The organism is Flavobacterium sp. (assembly GCF_041911335.1).
In the GTDB taxonomy this organism is placed as follows: Bacteria; Bacteroidota; Bacteroidia; order Flavobacteriales; family Flavobacteriaceae; genus Flavobacterium.
Window position 1 is genome coordinate 1 of record NZ_JAYRPD010000027.1, and the last position, 1,648, is coordinate 1,648.

At 34.8% G+C, this 1,648-nt stretch carries 1 protein-coding gene; it reads left to right on the plus strand.

Annotated elements, in window-relative coordinates; translation table 11 throughout:
- Window positions 1-24: 24 nt before the first annotated feature.
- Window positions 25-1,648 (plus strand): BamA/TamA family outer membrane protein (locus ACE3PD_RS03210; RefSeq protein ID WP_374399473.1); only part of this gene is annotated, 1,624 nt, incomplete at its 3' end.

The following is a 1,648-nucleotide window of genomic DNA, read 5'->3' on the forward strand; positions in this document are numbered from 1 at the left end:
GAGGTCAAAAGAATTACCGAACTCATGCAAGAAAGGGGTTATTATAGCTTCAATAGAGATGGTGGCGAAATTTATTTTACGGCAGATACTTTGCAAAGCAGAAAGCAAGTTCCACTCACCATGGATATTTTGAAAGACACGCTGAAAACACCTTACAAACAATACACCATTGGCAACGTTGAAATTCAATATTTAGAAAAAATCACAGATAAGCCAGAGTTAGATACGATTTATAAAGATGCTAAAATTAAAAGAATAGATAAACAATATAAATTAAAAGCACTTTGGAGACCGATTACGTTGAAAAAAGGTGAAATTTACAACCAAAAAAACCTAGACCTTACCAAAAGAAACTACATTGCCCTTAATAATTTCAGTATTGCGAGCTATGAAGCATCACCAGATCAATACAGCAATCCGAATGATACGATTATCAATGTAAAATACAAACTCATTCCGTTGCCGAAATACAATTTTAAAACGGCGCTTGATTTACATTATTCTCAAATTTTGAACTTCGGGTTTTCTCCTTCTGCCGAATTGACGGCTAGAAATGTTTTTGGTGGCGCCGAAAACTTTACGGGAAGTGTTTCTGGAACCTTTGGTACGGTTTACGATGAAAAAAATCCAAACGCGTTGTTTAACGCTTCTGAATATTCCCTACAATTTGGGTTAAATTTCCCTAGATTGCTGTTGCCTTTTAACACCGAAAAATTTGTCCCAAACAAATATTCGCCTGTTTCTACGGTAAATTTAGGAGCTTCGGTACAGAATAATATTGGGATGGACAGAATCAACGTGAACGCTGGATTGAATTATTTCATCACCGTGAATGAAGTAATTTCTCATCGATTATCTGTTTTTAACACACAGTTTTCATTTACTCGAAATAAGGATAAATATTATGATTTATTCTCAACGGAAGGTGGATTCAAAACCAAAATTTTTAATCTTTATGACCTCTATAATCCGGGTGCTATCAATTTAGACACCGAAGCCAAATCTAGATTACTGCTTAATGATACAGGTTTTGCGAATAGTCTTTCGCCAACTGGTTTAGATTTATTGCTCAATTTCAGACAGTCTACCATTAAAAAAGACCGATTAACACAAGACGTACTCATTAATTCTTTGGCTTACAACTATATCTACAATGAAATTGGAAAAAAAGGCTATCAAAACCCATTCTTTTTAGATGCTAAAGTAGAATTGGCTGGAAATTTATTGAGTATTTTCAGCAAAAACAATACAGATTCTGGAGTTTTAACGAATAGCAAAACGATTTTCGGAATTCCGATTTCCCAATTTGTCAAATTTGATATTGATGCGAGAAAATATTTCACTTTCAAAAACAAATCACAGTTTATTGTAAGACAATTCATAGGTGTAGGAATTCCTTACGGAAATTCTAGCAATATGCCATTTATCCGTTCGTATTTCAATGGAGGAAGTAATGACATCAGAGCTTGGATTGCTTTTGGTGGATTAGGTCCTGCAGATACGCAAATCGACCAAAAAGTGAGAGCTTATATGATGGATAACGTAAAACTGACCACCAACATAGAATACCGATATCCATTTAATGAAATGTTTGAAGGTGCCGTTTTCGCAGATGCTGGAAACATTTGGAGCACCAAAGATTCAGGAA